Source organism: Streptomyces sp. NPDC041784, assembly GCF_055591025.1.
Window position 1 is genome coordinate 523,724 of the sequence record NZ_JBVJAB010000001.1, and the last position, 16,586, is coordinate 540,309.

Sequence of the window (16,586 nt, forward strand, 5' to 3'; positions counted from 1 at the left end):
CTCTACCGTTCGCCCGCGGGAGCGCCGTACCAGCGCCATCGTGTGAGGCGCTCGTGACCGGACAGTTCGCCCCGGCCGGTGGCCCACAGGAGAGTGGGCCACCGGCCGGTGTCCGTCGGGGCGTGCGGGAAGAGCCGGGCGAGCACCCGGTCGCACAGGTCCTCGTCCGGCGTCCAGTCGACGCCGAGCCCCGCTGCCACGTCGTGCAGATGCACCAGCGTCTCGACGACCCCCATCGCGGCGAAGCCCTCGGGGTCGGAGACACCGAAGACGTGGTGCGCCCGCACGGTCGCCGGTGTCGTACGCACCATGGCGGCCAGCAGCGCCCCGCAGGCCTCCAGTACCTGCGCGAGTCCGGCCGCCCCGGCCGTCCGGTCCGCGAAGACGACGTTCGTCGGCGCACCGGGCCGCTCCGCACGCCACACGAAGGGCACCTCCCGGTCCGACGGCGGCCTCTCCGGCCCCAGTTGGGCGGCGTAGGCGAGCAGGTCGTCGGCCAGGTGCTCGACGGTCTCCCAGCAACTCCACTCCAATGAACCGGCCCTGGCGTCCCAGTCCACCGCCGCATCCGCCTCCCGCAGCACACCCACCGCCAGCCGGACGGCACGGGTCACGTCGGCGGCGGTGACGGGGCCGGATATGAGGGGCGCTTCAGACATGGCCGGACCGTATCAAAGGAGCTCGGAACGGCCAGGGCCAATCGGGCCACATGCCTCGTCCCTGCGGTGACGACGGTCCGCACATCTCGTTCTGCTCCATACCCGGGTCCGCCGCACAACGTCGAGCGGTCCGAAGTGTCGAGCACCACGAGAAGTGGGGCAGCAGCTCAAATGAAGGGATCCACCATGAACGCACGCCGGTTCGCCGCAGTGGTCGCGTCGTCGGCCATCGCCCTGATGTTCGGCGCCGGCACCGTTCAGGCCCAGGACGCTCCGCTCCTGGACGTGGTCGACCGCGACCGCGACCCAGACGGGCGGTGGCGGTGACAGCGCCGCCATCAAGGGTTACGAGGTCGTGGCCCAGACGAACCTACTCGTTCAGCCGGGATCCGCCGAACAGACCATCGTCGAATGCCCGGAGGGGAAGCATGTGATCGGAGGCGGATTCTTCGGGAACACCGGGGCGGTCAAAACCATCCGCTCCTTCCCGCAAGGACCGAACTACACGGCGTGGATCGTGTTCGTCGTGAACGAGGGCGAGGCCCTCGGCAGCTACGACGCCTATGCCATTTGCGCGGACACCGACTGACCGGGGATCAGTCGAGATGCGTCGGTGCGAACATCCGTACCAGTGCCGGGAGTACGAGGACCGACGGGCCCGGTGAGGTGAGGGCCTTCGTCAGGTCGGTCTCCAGCGCTTCCGGGGAGGTCAGGGCGGCCGGTACGCCGAAGGACCGCGCCAGGGCCACGAAGTCGGGGCGGGTCAGTTCCGTCGCCGTGGTCTCACCGAAGGAATCGGTCATGTACTCGCGGAGGATGCCGTAGCCGCCGTCGTCCACGATGAGCCAGGTGACGTCGAGCTCGTACTGTTTCGCCGTCGCCAGTTCGGCGATGGAGTACAGCGCGCCGCCGTCGCCCGACACGGCCAGGACCGGGCGGGTCGGGTCCGCCACCGCCGCGCCGAGGGCGGCCGGGAAGCCGTAGCCGAGGCCGCCGGCGCCCTGGGCCGAGTGCAGCAGGTTGGGGCCCTTGGCGTCGAAGGCGGACCAGGCCCAGTAGGCCAGGATCGTCATGTCCCAGAAGGACGGGGAGTCGGCCGGGAGGGCCCGGCGGACCGACGCCAACAGGTCCTGTTCCAGGGTGAGTTCCTGGGCGGCCAGGCGCTCGGCGACCCGGGCGAGCAGCGCCCGTACCCGGTCCGGGGCGTGCGGGTCCTGGCGGGGGGTCACCGTCTCCAGCAGGGCCTGGAGGGCGAGGCGGGCGTCCGCGTGGATGCCCAGGGCCGGGTGGTTGGCCTCCAGTTTGCCGAGGTCCGCCTCGATCTGGATGACGCGGCCGCGCGGCTTGAACGTGTGGTAGTTGGACGACAGTTCGCCCAGGCCCGAGCCGACGACGAGGACGACATCCGCGTCCTCCAGGAAGTCCGTCGTGTGGCGGTCCTCCAGCCAGGACTGGAGGGAGAGGGGGTGCGTCCAGGGGAAGGCGCCCTTGCCGCCGGGGGTGGTGACGACCGCGGCGCCGATCCGTTCCGCCAGCTTCCGCAGCTTGCCCGCCGCGTCCGCGCGGATCACTCCTCCGCCGGCGATGATCGCGGGCCGCTCCGCACGCGACAGCAGGTCGGCGGCCACGGCGGTGAGTTCGGGGCGGGGCGGGAGTTCGTCGGGGAAGGCGTCGCCGCCGGTGACGACCGGGATCGTCGTCGGGGCCAGGAGGACGTCCTGCGGTATCTCCACCCACACCGGGCCGTGCGGGGCGCTCAGCGCGGACTTCCAGGCCGCCTCGATCGCCGACGGGATCTGGGACTGGGTGCGGACCGTGTGCACGGACTTCACCACGCCCCGGAAGGAGGCCGACTGGTCGGGGAGTTCGTGCAGATAGCCGTGACGGCCGCCGCCCAGGCCGGCCGTCGGGATCTGGCTGCTGATCGCCAGCACGGGCGCGCTCGCGGCGGCCGCCTCCTGGAGGGCCGCCAGCGAGGTCAGCGCGCCCGGGCCGGTCGACAGCAGCAGGGGGGCCGCCTCGCCGGTGATCCGGCCGTAGGCGTCCGCCGCGAACCCTGCGTTGTTCTCCACCCGCAGGCCGATGTACCGCAGTGAGGAGCGGCGCAGCGCGTCGAACATGCCGAGCGCGTGCTGGCCGGGCAGGCCGAAGACGGTGGTGGCGCCGAGCCCGGCCAGGGTCTCCACGACCAGGTCTCCGCCGTTGCGGCCGGGGGGCGGGTTGAGCGCGGCCTCCGTCTGTGCGGCCGTCGGGCGCAGTACCAGGTCGTGGTCGTGGGTCACTTCGCGCGAGCCTCTGCAATCTGGCGGGACATGATCGTGGTCAGTTCGTACGCCGTGTGGGACGCGGCCACCGACGTGATCTCGGCGTGATCGTACGCGGGGGCCACCTCGACGACGTCGGCCGAGACCAGGTTGCACGACGCGAGGCCGCGCAGGATCTCCAGGAGTTCGCGGGAGGTCATGCCGCCCGCCTCCGGGGTGCCGGTGCCGGGGGCGTGCGCCGGGTCCAGGCAGTCGATGTCGATGGAGATGTACAGCGGGCGGTCGCCGATGCGCTGGCGCAGCTGGTCGGCGACCTCGTCGGCGCCGCGCCGGTAGATGTCCGCCGAGGTGACGATGCCGAAGCCCATCTTCTCGTCGTCGGTGAGGTCCTGCTTGCCGTACAGCGGGCCGCGGGTGCCGACGTGGGAGAGCGCCTCGGTGTCGAGGATGCCCTCCTCGACGGCCCGGCGGAACGGGGTGCCGTGGGTGTACTCCGCGCCGAAGTAGGTGTCCCAGGTGTCGAGGTGGGCGTCGAAGTGGAGCAGGGCCACCGGGCCGTGCTTCCTCGCCACCGAGCGCAGCAGCGGCAGGGCGATGGTGTGGTCGCCGCCGAGGGTCATCAGCCGGGCGCCGGTGCCGAGGAGGTCGTCGGCGGCCGCCTCGATCGTCTCCACGGCCTCGTGGATGTTGAAGGGGTTCACGGCGATGTCACCGCCGTCCGCGACCTGGGCGAGGGCGAAGGGCGAGGCGTCCTGCGCGGGGTTGTAGGGGCGCAGCAGCCGGGACGCCTCGCGGATCGCGTTGCCGCCGAAGCGGGCGCCCGGCCGGTACGAGACGCCCGAGTCGAACGGCACGCCCACGACGGCGACGTCGGCGCGGCCGACCTCGTCGAGCCGGGGCAGCCGGGCGAAGGTCGCGGGTCCGGCGTACCGCGGGACGCGGGAGGAGTCGACGGGGCCGCGGGGCGTCTCGTTGCTGCTCATGGTCAAATGCCTTCTTTCTTACGCTTCATCGCGTATGTACTGCTTCTCTGACGACTCTACTGGGGAGCCGGGACGGGGGCGGGGGCGGTTTCGGGCGCCTCCTGGCCGGCGAGGCGGGCGCGCCAGGCGGCCAGGACGGCGGGGGCGGTCGGCGGGGTCGCCAGGGAGACGGCCACGTAGGCGGCCAGGGAGGCCAGGAGGCCGTAGTAGACGGGCTCGTTGGCGAGGATGCCGTGGGTCGCCATCAGGACGATCACCGCGACGCCGCCGACGACGACCGAGGAGAGGGCGCCCTGGACGGTGCCGCGCCTCCAGAGCAGTCCGCCGAGGATGGGGACGAGCAGTCCGCCGACCAGGAGGTTGTAGGCGACGGTCAGCGCCTCGACGACGTTGTTCAGGGCGATCGCGGTGACGATCACGGCGACGCCCATGAGGAGGATGAAGAGGCGGTTGCCCCGCACCTCGTCGTGCTCGGTCGCGTCGGAGGGGCGGACGATGCCGCGCAGCCGGGACCAGATGTCGTTGTTGGCGACGGTGGCGCAGGCGATCAGCGCGCCGGACGAGGTCGACATCACGGCGGCGAGCGCGGCGGCCAGGACCAGTCCCCGCACGCCGACGGGGAGTTCGTCCTTCACGATCGTGGCGAAGGCGTCGTCCGCGGCGGCCAGGTTCGGGTAGAGGACCTTGGCCGCCGTTCCGATGACCGCTCCGGCGAGGGCGTACACGAGACAGTACGTACCCGCGACCGTGCCGCCCCACTTCGCCGTCCGGTCGCTGCGGGCGGTGAACACGCGCTGCCAGATGTCCTGGCCGATCAGCATGCCGAAGGTGTAGATCAGCACATAGGTGAAGATCGTCTCGCCGCCGATGCCCAGCGGGTCGAAGTACTCGGTCGGCAGCTTCGCCCGCATCTCGGAGAAGCCGCCCGCCTTGACGACGGCGATGGGCAGGAGGAGCAGCAGGACGCCGACCGTCTTCACCACGAACTGCACCATGTCGGTGAGGGTGATCGACCACATGCCGCCGAGCGTCGAGTAGGCGACGACGATCGAGCCGCCGAGGACGATCGCGACCGTGCGGTTCATGTCGAACAGGACGTCGAAGATCGTGGCGTAGGCGATGGTGGAGGTGACGGCGAGCATGAGGGTGTACGCCCACATGACCACGCCGGAGATGACCCCGGCCCGGCCGCCGTAGCGCAGGTCCAGCATCTCGGAGACCGTGTAGACCTTCAGCCGGGCGATGCGGGCCGAGAAGAACACGGAGAGGGCGAGGAGCCCGAGGCCGATGGTGAAGACCATCCAGGCGCCGGACAGCCCGTACTGGTAGCCCAGCCCCACGCCGCCGATGGTGGAGGCGCCGCCGAGGACGATCGCCGCCATGGTGCCGGAGTACATCGCGGGCCCGAGGCGGCGTCCCGCCACCAGGAACTCGCTCTTGGACCTGGCGCGGCGCATGCCCCACCAGCCCATGGCCAGCATGCCGGCCAGATAGACGACGATCACTGTGTAGTCGACGGCCATTCGGGGCCCTCCTTCGCTCACTCCGGTGGCGTGTCGTGCGGGGATGGGAGATGTGCGGCGGCTCGACGCGGGGACATCCGCCCGTACCCGCGGCCGCCGACCGCAACGACACTAGGTGGCCGAAAAGTGGCTGCGAAGTGTACGTTTCATCCATCCGAGGGCCCTGGAGTGGAAGGAACGCACACCATGCCGGAGCCGTCCGTTCCGTTGAACCCGCCGGTGCCGCTCGCCGCCCTGCTGGCCCGCGACGACCTGGCGCTGCGGCAGATCGCCGGGCCCGTCGATCCCCCCGCGGTGCTGCACGGGGCGCACACCTCGGAGATGGCCGACCCGTACCCGTATCTGCTGGGCGGCGAGCTGCTGCTGACGGCGGGCGTGCACATCCCGGAGGCGGCCGGGTCGGGGACGTACTTCGACGACTACGTCTCCCGGATCGTCGCGGCGGGCGGCGCGGCCCTGGGGTTCGGGGTGGCGCCGGTGCACGACACCGTGCCGCGCGCGCTGGTCGCCGCCTGCGAGACGTACGGGCTGCCGCTCCTGGAGGTACCGCCGCAGACCACCTTCGCGGCCGTCGGCCGTGCGGTCTGGCAGCTGATGGAACGCGCCCGCACCACCGAACTGCGCCGCGTCACCGAGGCCCAGCAGAGCCTCGCCGCCGCCGCCTCCCGCCCCGACCCGGTCCCCTCCGTCCTGCGGCAGCTCGCCCGGCGCCTGGGCGGCCGGGCGGTGCTGTACGGCCCGGAGGGCACGGAGATCGCGGCGGCCGGGCGCCGGCCGGTGGCGGAGGAGTCCGGCGGCGCCCTGTCCGCGCTCGCCCGGCTGCTCGCCGCGCGGGGCTCCGCCAGTGCCAGTGACACCACGCCGTCCGGTGTGCAGCTCGCCGCCTACGCGCTGGGCGCCGGGCAGGGGTTCGTGCTCGGGGTGGCGGCGGGGCGGCGGGAGCCCGGGGACCACACGATCGCCTCCGTCGCCGCCGTACTGCTCTCCCTCCTCACCGGTGAGCAGCAGAGCGGGTCGGGGGCGGCCCGGTCCTCCGCGCTGGTGCGGCTGCTGCTGGGCAGTCCGCCGGAGGAGGTGGTGGGGCTGCTGGGCGGTGAACGGTGGCTCGTGGTGCACGCGCGTCCGCAGGCGCACGCCCCGGACCCGGTGGCCGCCTCCGCGCTCGGCGCGGCGCTCGGGTCGCCGCTGGTCGACCTCGCCGAGGACGTCGTACGGGTGCTGGTGCCGGCCGGCCGTGAGCCGGGCCCGCAGCCCGGCTGGACGCTCGGGGTCAGCGCCGCCGTGGCCCCGCGGCGGTGGCCGGCCGCCGACACCCAGGCGGCGCGGGCGCTGGCCCGGGCCCGGGCCACCCGGACCGCGCTCGTCCGGTACGGCGAACGCGCGGCGCTCGCCGACCTGGTCCCGCCGGACGAGGCGGAGGCGCACGCCCGCGCGCTGCTCGCGCCCTTGGAGGACAGTCCGGCGCTCACCGAGACCCTGCGCACCTGGCTGTCCCTGCACGGGAGCTGGGACCGTACGGCGGTGGCGCTGTCCGTGCACCGCAACACCGTGCGGCAGCGGATCGCCCGCTGCGCGGCCCTGCTCGGGACGGACCCGGACGACCCGGACGTCCGGATGGAACTGTGGTTCGCGCTGCGCCGCGTCGACCAGTGACGCACGTCCCAGCGCTCAAAACGGTGACGACGGTCACCGTGCGCTGCCCCACAATGGAGACCATGCCGATACCCGGGACTCCCAGCCGCGCCGAGCTTGTCGACCACCTCGTGAAGACCCGTATCGCCGGGGATGTCGCGACCCCGCGCGAGAACAACCTCTCCCACTACCGCCAGCTCGCGAACGGCAACCGCAACTTCTGGTTCGGCCTGGAATTCGGCGACCGCTGGACCGACGAGCAGGACGTGCTCGCGGTGATGGCGGAGCGGGTCGGCGTGAACGACGACGCCGAACACCGCTACGGCCAGGACACCATCGACCCCCAGCTGACGGTCGACGGCCTGGAACGGATGGCGGGCCGGCTGCGCAAGGCGGCCGAGGACCGGCAGCGGGTGCTGCTGGCCACCGGGCATCCGGGCGGTCTGCTCGACCTGCACCGCGCCACGGCCGCCGCGCTGCGCTCGGCCGGCTGCGAGATCGTCGTCATCCCGGAGGGGCTCCAGACGGACGAGGGGTACGTCTGGCAGCTCGCGGACGTGGCGGTCCTGGAGCACGGGGCCACCCTCTGGCACACCCACTCGGGCGAGCCGATGAAGGCGATCCTGACCGCGCTGGAACGCGAGGGGCGTCCGCTGCCCGACCTGGTCGTCGCCGACCACGGCTGGGCGGGGTACGCCGGACAGCACGGCGTCGACTCCGTCGGGTACGCCGACTCCAACGACCCGGCGCTCTTCCTCGCCGAGTCCGAGGGGACCGTCCAGGTGACGGTCCCGCTCGACGACCATGTGAAGAGCCCGCGCCACTACGACCCCATGACGGCGTATCTGCTGGCGCAGGCCGGACTGGAGTAGGGGCCGGGACCGACCGCGCCCCTCAGCCCGTGCGAGGGGCGCGGACCACGCCCTCCTGGATCACCGAGACGGCCAGCCGGCCGTCCTGGGTGTAGATGCGGGCCTGGCCGAGGCCGCGGCCGCCGTGGGCCGAGGGGGACTCCTGGTCGTACAGCAGCCACTCGTCGGCGCGGAACGGCCGGTGGAACCACATCGCGTGGTCCAGGGAGGCGCCGACCACGTCCCCGACGGCCCAGCCGCCGCGGCCGTGCGCGAGGAGGACCGAGTCGAGCAGCGTCATGTCGGAGACGTACGTGGCGAGCACGACGTGCAGCAGCGGTTCGTCGACGGCGCCGTCGAGCTTGCCGTTGGTGCGGAACCAGACCTGGGAGTGCGGTTCGCGCGGTGTGCCGAACTCGCCGTACGGGGGCTCGTCGACATAGCGCAGGTCGACGGCCTCGCGGGCCTCCAGGAACCGCTCGATGATCTCCGGCGCGATGTGGTCGTAGGCGCGCAGGCGCTCGCCGGAGGTGGGGAGGGTCTCGGGGTCCGGGGCGGACGGCATGGGGGTCTGGTGGTCGAAGCCCTCCTCGTACCGCTGGAAGGAGGCGGACAGCGCGAAGATCGGCTGTCCGTGCTGGACCGCGACGACCCGGCGCGCGGTGAAGGACCGGCCGTCGTTCATCCGGTCGACCGTGTAGACGATCGGCGCCCCGGGGTCGCCGATGCGCAGGAAGTACGCGTGCAGCGAGTGGGCGTGCCGGTCCTCGGGGACCGTGCGCCCGGCGGCGACCAGTGCCTGGGCCGCGACCTGCCCGCCGAAGACCCGGGGGACGACGGCGGACCGGGACTGGCCGCGGAAGATGTTCTCCTCGATCTGCTCAAGGTCGAGCAGATCGAGGAGATCCTGAAGTGCCTCGTTCATGGCACCTTTTCTACTGGCCGGTAATTTCGGGAGCCTTACAGGCCCATGTCCTTCGCGATGATCGACTTCATGATCTCGCTGGTACCGCCGTAGATCCGGTTGACGCGGTTGTCCGCGTACAGCCGGGCGATCGGGTACTCGTTCATGAAGCCGTAGCCGCCGTGCAGCTGGAGGCAGCGGTCGATCACGCGGTGGGCGACCTCGGTGGCGAACAGCTTGGCGCTGGCCGCCTCGGCGGGGGTCAGCTCACCGGCGTCCAGGGCCTCGGTGGCCCGGTCGACGACGGCCTCGGCCGCGTCCACCTCGGCCTGGCAGGCGGCCAGCTCGAACTTGGTGTTCTGGAAGGCGGCGACGGGCTGGCCGAAGACCACCCGCTCCTGCACGTACTGCTTGGCGAACCGGACGGCGGCCTTGGCCTGCGCGTAGGCACCGAAGGCGATGCCCCAGCGCTCGGAGGCGAGGTTGTGGCCGAGGTAGTAGAAGCCCTTGTTCTCCTCGCCGAGGAGGTCGTCGACCGGGACCTTCACGTCGACGAAGGCCAGCTCGGCGGTGTCGGAGGTCTTCAGGCCGAGCTTGTCCAGCTTGCGGCCGACCGAGTAGCCCTCGGCCTTGGTGTCCACCACGAAGAGGGAGATGCCGTGGCGGCGGTCCTCGGCGGTGGGCGCGGCGGTGCGGGCGCAGACGATCATGCGGTCGGCGTGCACACCGCCGGTGATGAAGGTCTTGGCGCCGTTGAGGACGTAGTGCGTGCCGTCCTCGGAGAGCTTGGCGGTGGTCTTCATGCCCGCGAGGTCGGAGCCGGTGCCCGGCTCGGTCATCGCGATCGCCCACATCTCCTCGCCGGAGACGAACTTGGGCAGGTAGCGCTTCTTCTGCTCGTCGGTGGCGAGCAGCTTGAGGTACGGCAGGCCGAGCAGCACGTGCACGCCGGAGCCGCCGAAGTTGACACCCGCGCGGGCGGTCTCCTCGTACAGGACGGCCTCGAACTTGTAGGAGTCGATGCCGGCGCCGCCGTACTCCTCGTCGACGCGGATGCCGAAGACGCCCAGCTCGGCGAGCTTGTAGTAGAAGTCGCGCGGCGCCTGGCCGGCGGCGAACCACTCGTCGTAGACCGGGACGACCTCGGCCTCGATGAAGGCCCGGAGAGTCTCCCGGAACGCCTCGTGGTCCTCGTTGAACACCGTACGGCGCACTCTCCGCCACCTCCAGGTACGCGTCGTGCACGCGTCGTGCACTCTGTCATGTCTAAGCGCTTGCTCAGACGCAACCGTACCGGCGGGTAGGAGCACCCGTCCAGGGTGGAAGGGGCGTAACGTCCGTCACGCTCACCACCCTCCCGGCCGCCCCTGGCCGCGCCCTCCCGGCCCCTCAGGCGCCCGCGGCCGCTTCGAAAGCACCCCGGGCCATCCGGTGGAGGAGTTCCGCCGTGGTCGTGCGGCCGGGGAGGGAGCCCGGGCGGGCGAGGTGGGGGGTGGAGTTCAGGAGGCCGAAGACCGAGTGGACGGCCGAGCGGGCCGCCGGTTCGGCCAGGTCCGGGTAGACCTCGCGCAGCACCTGCACCCACAGCTCCACGTACTGCCGCTGGAGCTGGCGGACCAGCTTGCGGTCGCTGTCGCGGAGGCGGTCCAGCTCGCGGTCGTGCAGGGTGATCAGGGGGCGGTCGTCGATCGCGAAGTCGATGTGGCCCTCGATGAGCGAGTCGAGGACCGACTCCGCCGGATCGCCGTCGGCCTCCGCGAGCCGGCGCCGCGCGCCCGTCAGCAGCTGGCCGCTGATGCCCACCAGCAGCTCGGCGAGCATCGCGTCCTTGCCGGGGAAGTGCCGGTACAGCCCCGGGCCGCTGATGCCGACGGCGGCACCTATCTCGTCGACCCCCACGCCGTGGAAACCGCGTTCGGCGAAGAGGCGCGCGGCCTCCTTGAGGATCTGCTCACGGCGGGTGGGGGCGTCGGTTCTGGTGGCCATGCCGACAATTCTAGACAGGGAGGTTAGCGGTCGTTAACCTGATGGAAATGGTTAACGCTCATTAACAGGCGATCACTGGGTGAGGGGAACCGCAGGATGGAGCAGGCACCGGAGCTGACGAGCGCGGCGGACCCCGCGTCGGAGGCCTGGCGGGCCAATGAACGGGCCCACCTCGCACTGGTCGAGGAGCTGCACGCCAAGCTGGCCGCGGCCCGGCTCGGCGGCGGCGAGAAGGCGCGCGCCCGCCACACCGCGCGCGGCAAGCTGCTGCCCAGGGACCGGGTGGACACGCTGCTGGACCCCGGGTCGCCGTTCCTGGAGCTGGCCCCCCTCGCCGCCGACGGGATGTACGACGGCCAGGCACCGGCCGCCGGGGTCATCGCCGGCATCGGCCGGGTGAGCGGCCGCGCGTGCGTGATCGTCGCGAACGACGCGACCGTCAAGGGCGGCACGTACTACCCGATGACGGTGAAGAAGCACCTGCGGGCCCAGGAGGTCGCGCTGGAGAACCGCCTGCCCTGCCTCTACCTGGTGGACTCCGGCGGCGCCTTCCTGCCGATGCAGGACGAGGTCTTCCCCGACCGCGAGCACTTCGGGCGGATCTTCTACAACCAGGCCCGGATGTCGGGCGCCGGCATCCCGCAGATCGCGGCGGTCCTCGGCTCCTGCACGGCCGGCGGGGCGTACGTCCCGGCGATGAGCGACGAGGCGGTGATCGTCCGCGGCCAGGGCACGATCTTCCTCGGCGGCCCCCCGCTGGTGAAGGCCGCCACCGGCGAGGTCGTCACCGCCGAGGAGCTGGGCGGCGGCGAGGTGCACTCCCGGATCTCCGGTGTCACCGACCACCTCGCCGAGGACGACGCGCACGCGCTGCGGATCGTCCGGAACATCGTCGCCACGCTCCCCGCGCGCGGGGCCCTCCCCTGGCAGGTCACCGCGGCCGTCGAGCCCAAGGTCGACCCGCACGGGCTGTACGGCGCGGTCCCGGTCGACTCCCGCACCCCCTACGACGTACGGGAGATCATCGCGCGCGTGGTCGACGGCTCCCGTTTCGCGGAGTTCAAGGCCGAGTTCGGGCAGACCCTCGTCACCGGCTTCGCCCGGATCCACGGCCACCCGGTCGGGATCGTCGCCAACAACGGCATCCTGTTCTCCGAGTCCGCCCAGAAGGGCGCCCACTTCATCGAGCTGTGCGACCAGCGCGGGATCCCGCTGGTGTTCCTCCAGAACATCTCCGGCTTCATGGTCGGCCGGGACTACGAGGCCGGCGGCATCGCCAAGCACGGCGCGAAGATGGTGACGGCGGTCGCCTGCACGCGCGTGCCGAAGCTGACGGTCGTGGTCGGCGGCTCGTACGGCGCGGGGAACTACTCGATGTGCGGCCGGGCCTACTCGCCCCGCTTCCTGTGGATGTGGCCGGGCGCCAAGATCTCCGTGATGGGCGGCGAGCAGGCCGCCTCCGTCCTCGCCACGGTCAAGCGGGACCAGCTGGAGGCCCAGGGCCAGACCTGGCCCCTCGATGACGAGGAGGCCTTCAAGGACCCGATCCGGGCCCAGTACGAGCGCCAGGGCAACGCCTACTACGCGACCGCCCGGCTCTGGGACGACGGGGTCATCGAGCCGCTGGAGACCCGGCAGGTGCTGGGCCTCGCGCTCACCGCCTGTGCCAACGCGCCGCTGGGTGACCCCCAGTTCGGCGTCTTCCGGATGTGAGGGACTTGCAGACGATGTTCGACACCGTGCTCGTCGCCAACCGGGGCGAGATCGCCGTCCGCGTCATCCGGACGCTGCGCTCGATGGGCGTGCGCTCGGTCGCCGTGTTCTCCGACGCCGACGCCGACGCGCGCCACGTCCGGGAGGCCGACACCGCCGTACGGATCGGTCCGGCGCCCGCCGCCGAGAGCTATCTGTCGGTGGAGCGGCTGCTGGAGGCCGCCGCGCGCACCGGCGCCCGGGCCGTCCACCCCGGGTACGGCTTCCTGGCCGAGAACGCCGGCTTCGCGCGCGCGTGCGCCGACGCGGGGCTGGTCTTCATCGGGCCGCCCGCCCAGGCGATCTCCCTCATGGGCGACAAGATCCGCGCCAAGGAGACGGTGAAGGCCGCCGGGGTGCCGGTGGTGCCCGGTTCGACCGGCAGCGGTCTCACGGACGCGCAGCTCGTGGCCGCCGCCGAGGAGATCGGCGTCCCCGTGCTGCTGAAGCCGTCCGCCGGCGGTGGCGGCAAGGGCATGCGCCTGGTGCGGGAGGCGTCCGCGCTGGCCGAGGAGATCGCCGCCGCCCGCCGCGAGGCCCGCGCCTCCTTCGGCGACGACACGCTCCTCGTCGAGCGGTGGATCGACCGGCCCCGCCACATCGAGATCCAGGTCCTGGCCGACGCCCACGGCAACGTGGTGCACCTGGGCGAGCGCGAGTGCTCCCTCCAGCGGCGCCACCAGAAGGTCGTCGAGGAGGCACCCAGCGTCCTGCTCGACGAACACACCCGCGCGGCGATGGGCGAGGCGGCCGTGCAGGCGGCCCGCTCCTGCGGATACGTGGGCGCGGGCACGGTCGAGTTCATCGTCCCCGGCGGCGACCCGTCGTCGTACTACTTCATGGAGATGAACACCCGGCTCCAGGTGGAGCACCCGGTGACCGAGCTGGTGACCGGCCTCGACCTGGTGGAGTGGCAGCTGCGGGTGGCGGCCGGCGAGCCCCTGTCCTTCGGACAGCGGGACGTCCGGCTCACCGGGCACGCCATCGAGGCCCGGATCTGCGCCGAGGACCCCTCGCGCGGGTTCCTGCCGTCCGGCGGGACCGTCCTCGCCCTGCGCGAACCGCAGGGCGACGGCGTGCGCACCGACTCCGGGCTCAGCGAGGGCACCGAGGTGGGCAGCCTGTACGACCCGATGCTGTCCAAGGTGATCGCCTACGGCCCGGACCGTGCGACCGCGCTCAGAAAGCTCCGCTCCGCCCTCGCGGAGACGGTCACGCTGGGCGTGGCGACCAACGCCGGGTTCCTGCGGCGGCTGCTCGCGCATCCGGCGGTCGTGGCGGGCGAGCTGGACACGGGCCTGGTCGAGCGGGTCGTCGACGAGCTGGTGCCGGCCGAGGTGCCGGAGGAGGTGTACGAGGCCGCGGCGGCCGTCCGGCTGGAGGCGCTGCGGCCGACGGGCGACGGCTGGACCGACCCGTTCGCGGTGCCGAGCGGCTGGCGGCTCGGGGGCACTCCCCGGCCCGTCGGTTTCTCTCTGCGGGTCCAGGACCCCGTGGAGCACAGCCCGCGCGGCACCCACACCGTCACCCACGACCGGGTGTCCGTGACGCTCGACGGCGTCCGCCACACCTTCCACCGCGCCGCCGACTGGCTCGGCCGGGACGGCGACGCGTGGCACGTGCGCGACCACGACCCGGTGGCCGCCTCCCTGACCGGCGCCGCGTACGCGGGCGCCGACTCGCTCACCGCGCCCATGCCGGGCACGGTGACGGTGGTGAAGGTCGCCGTCGGCGACGAGGTGGCCGCGGGCCAGAGCCTGCTGGTGGTGGAGGCGATGAAGATGGAGCACGTCATCTCCGCCCCGCACGCCGGCACGGTCGCCGAGCTGGACGTCACCCCGGGGGCGACGGTCGCCATGGACCAGGTCCTGGCCGTCATCACCCCTCATGAGGAGGTCGCGGAATGACCGTTACGGGACTTCCCATGCCCGTCCCGGCCCAGGATCTGCCCGCGCGCGTGCGGATCCACGAGGTCGGCGCACGCGACGGCCTGCAGAACGAGAAGTCGACCGTGCCGACGGCCGTCAAGGCGGAGTTCGTCCGCCGGCTGGCCGACGCGGGCCTGACCACGATCGAGGCGACGAGTTTCGTGCACCCGAAGTGGGTGCCCCAACTGGCCGACGCGGAGGAGCTGTTCCCGCTCGTCTCCGACCTGCCGGTGGCGCTCCCGGTGCTGGTGCCGAACCAGCGCGGCCTGGACCGCGCCCTCGCGCTCGGCGCCCGCCGGATCGCGGTCTTCGCCAGCGCCACCGAGTCCTTCGCCAAGGCCAACCTCAACCGCACGCTCGACGAGTCGCTCGCGGTGTTCGACCCGGTGGTGCGGCGCGCCAAGGACGCGGGCGTGCACGTGCGCGGCTACGTCTCGATGTGCTTCGGCGACCCCTGGGAGGGCCCGGTCCCCCTGCACCAGGTGGTGCGGGTCTGCCGGGCGCTGCGGGACATGGGCTGTGACGAGCTGAGCCTGGGCGACACCATCGGCGTCGCCACCCCCGGCCATGTCCTCGCGCTGCTCGCCCAGCTCAACGAGGAGGGCGTGCCGACCGACGTGCTCGGCGTGCACTTCCACGACACCTACGGGCAGGCGCTCGCCAACACCTACGCCGCCCTCGAACACGGCGTCACGACCGTCGACGCCTCGGCCGGCGGGCTGGGCGGCTGCCCGTACGCCAAGTCCGCCACCGGCAACCTCGCCACCGAGGACCTCGTGTGGATGCTGTCGGGACTCGGCATCGACACCGGCGTCGACCTCGGCCGTCTTGTCGCCACAAGCGCCTGGATGGCCGAACGACTGGGCCGACCCAGCCCGTCCCGTACCGTTCGCGCCCTTTCCCACAAGGACCAGTGATCAGCATGGACCACCGTCTCTCCCCCGAACTGGAAGAACTCCGCCGCACGGTCGAGGCGTTCGCCCACGACGTCGTCGCCCCCAAGATCGGCGACTTCTACGAGCGGCACGAGTTCCCGTACGAGATCGTCCGTGAGATGGGCCGGATGGGCCTGTTCGGACTGCCGTTCCCCGAGGAGTACGGCGGCATGGGCGGCGACTATCTGGCCCTCGGCATCGTGCTGGAGGAGCTGGCGCGGGTCGACTCGTCCGTGGCGATCACCCTGGAGGCGGGTGTCTCGCTGGGCGCGATGCCGATCCATCTCTTCGGCACCGAGGAGCAGAAGCGCGAGTGGCTGCCGCGGCTGTGCGCCGGCGAGATCCTGGGCGCGTTCGGCCTGACCGAGCCGGACGGCGGCAGCGACGCGGGGGCCACCCGGACGACGGCCCGGCTGGACGCCGAGACGGACGAGTGGGTGATCAACGGCACCAAGTGCTTCATCACCAACTCCGGCACGGACATCACCGGCCTGGTGACGGTCACCGCGGTCACCGGCCGGGGGCCCGACGGCCGGCCGCTGATCTCCGCGATCGTCGTGCCGTCCGGCACCCCGGGCTTCACGGTCGCGCAGCCGTACTCGAAGGTCGGCTGGAACGCCTCGGACACCCGTGAGCTGTCCTTCGCCGATGTGCGGGTGCCGGCGGCGAACCTGCTGGGCGAGGAGGGACGCGGGTACGCGCAGTTCCTGCGGATCCTCGACGAGGGCCGGATCGCGATCGCGGCGCTGGCGACCGGGCTCGCGCAGGGCTGTGTGGACGAGTCGGTGAAGTACGCGCGCGAGCGGCACGCCTTCGGGCGGCCGATCGGATCCAACCAGGCCATCCAGTTCAAGATCGCCGACATGGAGATGAAGGCGCACACGGCCCGCCTGGCCTGGCGGGACGCGGCGTCCCGGCTGGTGGCCGGCGAGCCCTTCAAGAAGGAGGCGGCGCTGGCGAAGCTCTACTCGTCGACGATCGCCGTCGACAACGCCCGCGACGCCACGCAGGTGCACGGCGGGTACGGCTTCATGAACGAGTACCCGGTGGCCCGGATGTGGCGCGACTCCAAGATCCTGGAGATCGGCGAGGGCACGAGCGAGGTGCAGCGCATGCTGATCGCGCGGGAGCTCGGTCTGGTGGGCTGAGACCCGCCGCCGCTCAACACC

Annotated in this window: 15 protein-coding genes; 8 read left to right on the plus strand and 7 right to left on the minus strand. The window is 72.2% G+C overall.

Translation table 11 applies throughout. The features are described 5' to 3' along the window. Positions 1-2 precede the first annotated feature (2 nt). A complete protein-coding gene (locus ACZ6D7_RS02295; protein ID WP_469482466.1) occupies positions 3-659 on the minus strand; it encodes a hypothetical protein in 657 nt (218 codons plus the stop codon). A gap of 186 nt (positions 660-845) precedes the next feature. Between ACZ6D7_RS02295 and ACZ6D7_RS02300 the strand changes: the two genes are divergently transcribed. After that, on the plus strand, positions 846-986 hold the full coding sequence (locus ACZ6D7_RS02300; protein ID WP_469482468.1) for a hypothetical protein: 141 nt from the start codon (positions 846-848) through the stop codon (positions 984-986). Between the two features lie 28 nt (positions 987-1,014). Beyond that, positions 1,015-1,248: a hypothetical protein gene (locus ACZ6D7_RS02305; RefSeq protein WP_469482470.1), complete on the plus strand. Its 234-nt coding sequence runs from the start codon at positions 1,015-1,017 to the stop codon at positions 1,246-1,248. A gap of 7 nt (positions 1,249-1,255) precedes the next feature. On the opposite strand, the gene ACZ6D7_RS02310 is transcribed toward ACZ6D7_RS02305, so the two are convergent. Genes ACZ6D7_RS02310 through ACZ6D7_RS02320 form a run of 3 tightly spaced genes read right to left on the minus strand, consistent with a single transcriptional unit; the run spans position 1,256 to position 5,429 of the window. Continuing rightward, a complete protein-coding gene (locus ACZ6D7_RS02310; RefSeq protein ID WP_469482472.1) occupies positions 1,256-2,941 on the minus strand; it encodes a thiamine pyrophosphate-binding protein in 1,686 nt (561 codons plus the stop codon). Then, positions 2,938-3,906 (minus strand): agmatinase, encoded by a 969-nt coding sequence (gene speB / locus ACZ6D7_RS02315; protein ID WP_469482474.1) that lies wholly within the window; start codon positions 3,904-3,906, stop codon positions 2,938-2,940. Before speB ends, ACZ6D7_RS02310 begins: the two co-directional genes overlap by 4 nt. A gap of 56 nt (positions 3,907-3,962) precedes the next feature. After that, positions 3,963-5,429 carry a sodium:solute symporter family protein gene (locus ACZ6D7_RS02320; protein ID WP_469482476.1) on the minus strand — a complete coding sequence of 489 codons (1,467 nt, stop codon included), beginning with the start codon at positions 5,427-5,429 and terminating at the stop codon, positions 3,963-3,965. A 186-nt stretch (positions 5,430-5,615) separates the two neighbouring features. On the opposite strand from ACZ6D7_RS02320, the gene ACZ6D7_RS02325 reads away from it, so the two are divergent. Further along, positions 5,616-7,082 carry a helix-turn-helix domain-containing protein gene (locus ACZ6D7_RS02325; protein ID WP_469482478.1) on the plus strand — a complete coding sequence of 489 codons (1,467 nt, stop codon included), beginning with the start codon at positions 5,616-5,618 and terminating at the stop codon, positions 7,080-7,082. Positions 7,083-7,144: 62 nt separating this feature from the next. Beyond that, positions 7,145-7,933, plus strand: coding sequence for a phosphatase (locus ACZ6D7_RS02330; protein ID WP_469482481.1), 789 nt, complete (start codon positions 7,145-7,147; stop codon positions 7,931-7,933). Positions 7,934-7,955: 22 nt separating this feature from the next. Here ACZ6D7_RS02330 and ACZ6D7_RS02335 read toward each other — a convergent pair whose 3' ends face one another. From ACZ6D7_RS02335 to ACZ6D7_RS02345, 3 genes are all read right to left on the minus strand, one after another. Continuing rightward, positions 7,956-8,837 (minus strand): acyl-CoA thioesterase, encoded by an 882-nt coding sequence (locus tag ACZ6D7_RS02335; RefSeq protein WP_469482483.1) that lies wholly within the window; start codon positions 8,835-8,837, stop codon positions 7,956-7,958. A 35-nt stretch (positions 8,838-8,872) separates the two neighbouring features. Further along, positions 8,873-10,030 carry an acyl-CoA dehydrogenase family protein gene (locus tag ACZ6D7_RS02340; protein WP_469482485.1) on the minus strand — a complete coding sequence of 386 codons (1,158 nt, stop codon included), beginning with the start codon at positions 10,028-10,030 and terminating at the stop codon, positions 8,873-8,875. Between the two features lie 175 nt (positions 10,031-10,205). Further along, a complete protein-coding gene (locus ACZ6D7_RS02345) occupies positions 10,206-10,802 on the minus strand; it encodes an SACE_7040 family transcriptional regulator (RefSeq protein WP_469482488.1) in 597 nt (198 codons plus the stop codon). Positions 10,803-10,898: 96 nt separating this feature from the next. On the opposite strand from ACZ6D7_RS02345, the gene ACZ6D7_RS02350 reads away from it, so the two are divergent. From ACZ6D7_RS02350 to ACZ6D7_RS02365, 4 genes are read left to right on the plus strand one after another with little or no spacing between them, the layout of a single operon-like run. Then, entirely contained in the window at positions 10,899-12,515 is a 1,617-nt protein-coding gene (locus ACZ6D7_RS02350) for a carboxyl transferase domain-containing protein (RefSeq protein WP_469482490.1), read from the plus strand. Positions 12,516-12,529: 14 nt separating this feature from the next. Then, entirely contained in the window at positions 12,530-14,461 is a 1,932-nt protein-coding gene (locus tag ACZ6D7_RS02355) for an acetyl/propionyl/methylcrotonyl-CoA carboxylase subunit alpha (RefSeq protein WP_469482493.1), read from the plus strand. Further along, positions 14,458-15,399, plus strand: coding sequence for a hydroxymethylglutaryl-CoA lyase (locus ACZ6D7_RS02360; RefSeq protein WP_469482495.1), 942 nt, complete (start codon positions 14,458-14,460; stop codon positions 15,397-15,399). Before ACZ6D7_RS02355 ends, ACZ6D7_RS02360 begins: the two co-directional genes overlap by 4 nt. Positions 15,400-15,404: 5 nt before the next feature. Further along, positions 15,405-16,565, plus strand: coding sequence for an acyl-CoA dehydrogenase family protein (locus tag ACZ6D7_RS02365; protein WP_469482498.1), 1,161 nt, complete (start codon positions 15,405-15,407; stop codon positions 16,563-16,565). The last annotated feature ends 21 nt before the right edge of the window (positions 16,566-16,586 follow it).

Excerpts from the sequence above, each read along its gene's own strand:
- ACZ6D7_RS02300 (WP_469482468.1), top strand. The coding sequence starts at position 846 with ATGAACGCACGCCGGTTCGCCGCAGTGGTCGCGTCGTCGGCCATCGCC.
- ACZ6D7_RS02295 (WP_469482466.1), bottom strand. The coding sequence starts at position 659 with ATGTCTGAAGCGCCCCTCATATCCGGCCCCGTCACCGCCGCCGACGTG.
- ACZ6D7_RS02325 (WP_469482478.1), top strand. The coding sequence starts at position 5,616 with ATGCCGGAGCCGTCCGTTCCGTTGAACCCGCCGGTGCCGCTCGCCGCC.
- ACZ6D7_RS02330 (WP_469482481.1), top strand. The coding sequence starts at position 7,145 with ATGCCGATACCCGGGACTCCCAGCCGCGCCGAGCTTGTCGACCACCTC.
- speB (WP_469482474.1), bottom strand. The coding sequence starts at position 3,906 with ATGAGCAGCAACGAGACGCCCCGCGGCCCCGTCGACTCCTCCCGCGTC.
- ACZ6D7_RS02360 (WP_469482495.1), top strand. The coding sequence starts at position 14,458 with ATGACCGTTACGGGACTTCCCATGCCCGTCCCGGCCCAGGATCTGCCC.
- ACZ6D7_RS02355 (WP_469482493.1), top strand. The coding sequence starts at position 12,530 with ATGTTCGACACCGTGCTCGTCGCCAACCGGGGCGAGATCGCCGTCCGC.
- ACZ6D7_RS02320 (WP_469482476.1), bottom strand. The coding sequence starts at position 5,429 with ATGGCCGTCGACTACACAGTGATCGTCGTCTATCTGGCCGGCATGCTG.
- ACZ6D7_RS02345 (WP_469482488.1), bottom strand. The coding sequence starts at position 10,802 with ATGGCCACCAGAACCGACGCCCCCACCCGCCGTGAGCAGATCCTCAAG.
- ACZ6D7_RS02365 (WP_469482498.1), top strand. The coding sequence starts at position 15,405 with ATGGACCACCGTCTCTCCCCCGAACTGGAAGAACTCCGCCGCACGGTC.
- ACZ6D7_RS02350 (WP_469482490.1), top strand. The coding sequence starts at position 10,899 with ATGGAGCAGGCACCGGAGCTGACGAGCGCGGCGGACCCCGCGTCGGAG.
- ACZ6D7_RS02335 (WP_469482483.1), bottom strand. The coding sequence starts at position 8,837 with ATGAACGAGGCACTTCAGGATCTCCTCGATCTGCTCGACCTTGAGCAG.